The sequence below is a fragment of the Mycobacterium sp. genome (genome assembly GCF_039583805.1).
Classification (GTDB): domain Bacteria; phylum Actinomycetota; class Actinomycetes; order Mycobacteriales; family Mycobacteriaceae; genus Mycobacterium.
The window spans coordinates 7,041-11,799 of record NZ_JAVKSH010000095.1; the positions used below are offsets into that span (position 1 = coordinate 7,041).

Sequence of the window (4,759 nt, forward strand, 5' to 3'; positions counted from 1 at the left end):
ACGGTTCACCAGCGTGCCGACATCTCCAAGATTGGAAACGATCACCGGGAGATCAGGGTCGGCGAACCCCGCATCGACCAGCCGTCTCAACGCCGGCTTCGGCGTAAACGAGGTCAGCCACAGCAGCTGCGACGACTCGTCCGGCGTTTCCCGCAGAGTCGTCAGCGACTGCTTGATGGCGGCGCGCACGTCACGCAGATCCGTCGTCACATGCGTCGGGTCGGCGCTGACGCGCGCGAGGGACAGTGCGACCGCACGGGTATCGCCCTCGGCGCGGTCGCTCATGGGAAGTTGCACGGTGACGGCGCCGTCACCACCGCGCCGGCGTCCCATACGCTCCGCGAGCTTGACGGCCAGGCCAACGACCAGTGTGTTACCGGTTCCGCCAAGAGCCTTCGCGCGGGAATCCCACTCCTGCAGGCCGACGTAAATCGTGATACCCGGCACGACGACGGCGTCGTCGCCGTCGCCGCCCCGGACGGCGACGGGTCGCGCCGCTGGTGGGCGGTCACCATCCTGCCGCTCACGCCGCTGCTTTCGGACCAGTTTTGCCCCTGCGACAAGCGCCCGGGCAGCCTGCGGCGCGTCCCGCGCTGTTTCTCGGGCATCCTGCACCACTGCGCGCAGTCGGGTGCGTGAGCCCGGCGGTGGGTAGCCAAGATCGCGCGTGTTGCCCGAGAGCGCATCCGCCGCCGCGGCGGCGAACCCGAGGCCGTCGACCACGTAGTGCGAAGCCACCAGGCTGATCGCGGTCGAGCCGTCCGTCAGGGGAAGGACGCCCAGGTGCCAGCTCGGGCCCCATTCCGCATCGGTAGGCAGTTGTGAGCGCTCGTCAACCCAGTCGCTGAGTTCAGCGCGCGGACGGGCGCACTCGGCGATATCGATCTCCGACGGCCACCGATCCACGACCCACCGATACCGGGCGAACGGCAGCGGCGAACGCTCGATGCGCCGTCCCATCAACCCGTAACCGAGATTGTGGTGAAACCTCCTCAGCCCGTCGAAGTCGACAGCGTGCTCGTAAACCCACACGCACTGGGTGACTTCCATATGGCCGGCGGCACGGTGCCCCGCAAAGAAGCCCTGGTCCATCAAAACGAGCCGATTGTCCGGCCGTGCATCACTGTTGGAAGCGCGGCCATCAGAGGATGCACGCGCAGGTCGTATCCGGACTGGCACTGGTCACCCCTCCGACGACGCGGATTCGCCCGTGACGCCGTGAGCAGCGTACACCCCGTCGCGGGGCCGTGTAATTGTCGTCGAGGCTCGGTGAGCGATGAGGTCGCCGTCGACGAGTTTCGCACACCGGGCCTTCGGCGCAGACTGGATTTCCGCGGCCTACGAAGCTTTGAGCGCGGCGGTGCGGGACGAGCCGTGGGATGATTCCGCGCCGGATCGCGCTTTCGAGTCACGCCGGACGGCCGAACCTAGCTTCCGGACGGCGTAGGTGGCGGATTCCCCCCGCGACGGCGGGCTCAGCCGGACCATCCGGCCATCCATCCTGAGGCTGAGCCTCGAGGTCCTCGCCCTGGTTCACCGGTGCAGAGGTCCTCGGGGCTGATCGGGCAACACCACATCCAAGCCGGGTGACGTTCCAGGCGAACCCACCGGCCCCTTAACCAGCGATCGTCCCCTGCCGGACGCTGGCGCAGGCACCGCACTGTTTGACGATGCGTTCACCGAGACGTGTCGCGGCCGGAGCGGTTGCCCCGGGAGCGCGGCCATGACGAACAACGGTATCCCCCGGTGGCGTGGCTGTGTGGGGCTGGCCGCCGGAGCCTTTGTCGCCGCCGCAGTGATCGGGATCGGCGCCGCCTATGCCGATGAACCCACCCTCGAAGACTTGTTGTTGGACGGCGCGACCACAGACCTCGGACCTTAACTTCCCGGCATTGACGCTAACCAAGCGTTGAGCCAAGCAGACGTGTCCGTCCTGCCTGGCCTTGCATCGTTCGCCGATATGCAAACGACGACCCACGATCTTTCGTTACAGGCCATAGGCCTGCTTGAGTCGGCGGAAGATCGCATCGCGTCCAAAGACGGCCCCCTCGGGTTGGTGAGCGACGCCTTCTTCGCCGCCTTCAACCTGGGGTGGTACGTAGACAGCGTTCCGGTGCTCGTCTTGGATGAGGGAGTAGATGCCGCGCTCGCGAGTAATTTGGGGGCGGTAGCAGCTATCGAGGACGTCGGGTTGTTGTCGCTCGACTTCCAACTGTTCAGCGAAGGGCTCGGCTCTTTCGTCATCGACTACGCGTCGCTGGCTTACTGACGGCAAGCCTCGACTCGGCGAAACAATCACACGCCGGTGCGGCACCGTACCGCTGGTGGACGACGGGGTCTCGTCGGTCCACGGTGCAGCCACCTCCCCCAGGGGAAGACTGGCTGGGTGCGGACGGTCACCTGGTTGGGGCGAGAGCGGCCACGCAGAGCGCTGCGGCATCTCCGGATTGCCACCCCGGCATCGGGTCGATCGTATCGACCTGCATGAACCCTCGTCGCTCCCAGAACGCCCGGGTGGCCACGTACGGTGCGTAGTCGACGGCCGGATCGAGAGTCTTGACCTCCACCAGTCGCACTCCGTCGTCGCCGAGCTCACGCAGTATGTGGTCGAGCAACGCGGTGCCGATCCCGCTGCCCTGCCTGCCCTGGTGCACCGCCATCCAGAGAATTTCAGCACTTCGCGCAGGCCGCCGATCGACGACCGCGAACCCCGCGACACCGCCGGCATCGGTCACGACCCGGCAGTGATGATCGGCGAGTGCAGCGCTGACCTCGGCGGGGACGTCGTCGGTGAAGTAGTCGGGAAGACCACGCACGATCGCGATGCAGCCGGCGACGTCGTCGGGTCTGCACCGGCGAACGTCAACTACGCCACGATGATCGCAAACCGTGTGCTGCCGGTGGGCCCCGCCCGGGCGTCACGCCGGCGGAATCGGCACCAGCCGTCGCAGCTGCGTCACGTGGGCCGGTGCGAGTTCTTCCAGACACGCGACACCGAGCAGCCGCATCGTTCGGGTCAGCTGGCCGGACAAGATCTGGATGGCACGGCGCACCCCCGCCTCACCGCCGGCCATCAGCCCGTACAGGTAGGCTCGCCCGACCAGCGTGCAGCGCGCACCCAGGGCGACCGCGGCGACGATGTCGGCCCCGGACATGATCCCGGTGTCCAGCAGGATCTCGGTGTCGTGGCCCAGCTCACGCGCCACCGTCGGCAGCAGGTGAAACGGCACCGGCGCCCGATCCAGTTGGCGCCCGCCGTGATTGGACAACACGATGCCGTCGGCACCACGATCGACGACCGCCCGAGCGTCATCGAGAGTCTGGATGCCCTTCACCACCAGCTTGCCCGGCCATTGATCTTTGATCCACGCCAGGTCCGCGACGGTGACGCTCGGGTCGAACATCGTGTCCAGGTACTCGGCGACGGTGCCGGGCAAGCGATCCAGCGACGCGAAGGCCAGCGGCTCGGTGGTCAGCAGGTCGAACCACCAGCGCGGGCGGCGCGACGCGTCGAGCAGGGTCCGCAGCGTCAACGCCGGCGGGATCGACATCCCGTTGCGGCTGTCGCGCAGCCGCGCACCGGCGACCGGGACGTCAACGGTGACCAGCAGGGTGTCGAATCCGGCATCGGCGGCCCGGCGCACCAACGCCGTCGACCGGTCCCGATCCCGCCACATGTACAGCTGAAACCACTTGCGGCCCTGCGGAACAGCCGCTACAACATCTTCGATCGCGGCGGTGCCGAGCGTGGACAGGGAAAACGGGATGCCGGCCGCTGACGCCGCCCGGGCGCCGGCGATTTCACCGGCGGTGTGCATCAACCGGGTAAAGCCCGTCGGGGCAATCCCGAAAGGCAATGCCACCGGCCCTCCGAGCACCTCCCAGCCGGTGCCGACTGTTGTCACATCCCGCAGGATTGCCGGATGAAATTCGATGTCGCGGAACGCCTGTCGAGCACGGTCCAGCGAGATCTCGTCCTCGGCGGCGCCGTCGGCGTAGTCGAACGCCGCCTTCGGGGTGCGCCGCTTGGCGATTGCGCGCAGATCGGCGATGGTCAGCGCGGCGTCGAGTCGGCGCCGGGTGCGGTCGAACCCGGGCGCGCGGAGGCGGATCAGCGGCGCCAGATCGCCGACTCGGGGTACCCGTCGTGTGCCCGCCATCGTGACGCCAGCCTAAGGTCAGGGCGGTGTCACGGCCGGAAAAACGCCCGATACAGCGGCTTCATCTCGGCTTCCAGACTCGGCACCGGGCCGTCGACCACAGCGTCGGGCACGACAGTCGTCACCGGCAACGGCGCCACCGGCAGGGCCTGCACACCCCATTCCGTCAGCCACCGGCTGAGCTGTGCGGCTGACGTCGCGTACACGATCCGGCCGAGGCCGGCCCACCCGTGGGCCGCGGCGCACATGGGGCACTGCTCACACGACGTGTAGACGGTGGTGTTGACTCGTTGTTCCGGAGCAAGATTCACCGCCGCCCAGCGTGCGATCGCGAACTCGGGGTGCCGGGTGAGGTCCCACTCGGTGACCCGGTTGCGATCTTCGTGGAGGGTATGCCCGTCGGCTCCGATCAGCATGGCGCCGAAGGGTCCGGCGCCGGAGTCGAGGGCCTCACCGGCGAGCTCGACGCAGCGACGCAGATGGCGCAGATCGACCTCGCTGACAGCCACGAGCCGTCAGTCTACTTCCGGCCGACCGGCACAGGCAGACCGTCAGCCGGCCGCTGCCGGAGTCTGCGCCACAGCAAGCGCCTGCGCCAC

The 4,759-nt window shown here is 68.0% G+C and carries 6 protein-coding genes; 2 read left to right on the top strand and 4 right to left on the bottom strand.

All coding sequences use genetic code 11. From position 1 onward, the window contains the following. Positions 1-1,092, bottom strand: a 1,092-nt coding sequence (locus tag ABDW21_RS13140) for a hypothetical protein (protein WP_343710536.1), incomplete at its 3' end; no start/stop codon positions are given. 631 nt (positions 1,093-1,723) lie between these two features. Between ABDW21_RS13140 and ABDW21_RS13145 the strand changes: the two genes are divergently transcribed. Together ABDW21_RS13145 and ABDW21_RS13150 are read left to right on the top strand one after the other, a co-directional pair. Next, positions 1,724-1,882 carry a hypothetical protein gene (locus tag ABDW21_RS13145; protein ID WP_343599271.1) on the top strand — a complete coding sequence of 53 codons (159 nt, stop codon included), beginning with the start codon at positions 1,724-1,726 and terminating at the stop codon, positions 1,880-1,882. A gap of 78 nt (positions 1,883-1,960) precedes the next feature. Beyond that, on the top strand, positions 1,961-2,269 hold the full coding sequence (locus tag ABDW21_RS13150) for a hypothetical protein (protein ID WP_343710537.1): 309 nt from the start codon (positions 1,961-1,963) through the stop codon (positions 2,267-2,269). 127 nt (positions 2,270-2,396) lie between these two features. Here ABDW21_RS13150 and ABDW21_RS13155 read toward each other — a convergent pair whose 3' ends face one another. The 3 genes from ABDW21_RS13155 to ABDW21_RS13165 all read right to left on the bottom strand — a co-directional run bounded on the left by ABDW21_RS13155 (position 2,397) and on the right by ABDW21_RS13165 (position 4,669). After that, positions 2,397-2,816, bottom strand: a complete 420-nt coding sequence (locus ABDW21_RS13155) for a GNAT family N-acetyltransferase (protein WP_343710538.1) — start codon at positions 2,814-2,816, stop codon at positions 2,397-2,399. A 102-nt stretch (positions 2,817-2,918) separates the two neighbouring features. Continuing rightward, positions 2,919-4,160: an alpha-hydroxy acid oxidase gene (locus ABDW21_RS13160; protein ID WP_343710539.1), complete on the bottom strand. Its 1,242-nt coding sequence runs from the start codon at positions 4,158-4,160 to the stop codon at positions 2,919-2,921. A gap of 29 nt (positions 4,161-4,189) precedes the next feature. Then, positions 4,190-4,669 carry a nucleoside deaminase gene (locus tag ABDW21_RS13165; RefSeq protein ID WP_343710540.1) on the bottom strand — a complete coding sequence of 160 codons (480 nt, stop codon included), beginning with the start codon at positions 4,667-4,669 and terminating at the stop codon, positions 4,190-4,192. Positions 4,670-4,759 lie beyond the last annotated feature (90 nt).

Bases quoted from the DNA above. Each gene is read 5' to 3' on its own strand.
- ABDW21_RS13160 (WP_343710539.1), bottom strand. From the start codon at position 4,160: ATGGCGGGCACACGACGGGTACCCCGAGTCGGCGATCTGGCGCCGCTG.
- ABDW21_RS13145 (WP_343599271.1), top strand. From the start codon at position 1,724: ATGACGAACAACGGTATCCCCCGGTGGCGTGGCTGTGTGGGGCTGGCC.
- ABDW21_RS13150 (WP_343710537.1), top strand. From the start codon at position 1,961: ATGCAAACGACGACCCACGATCTTTCGTTACAGGCCATAGGCCTGCTT.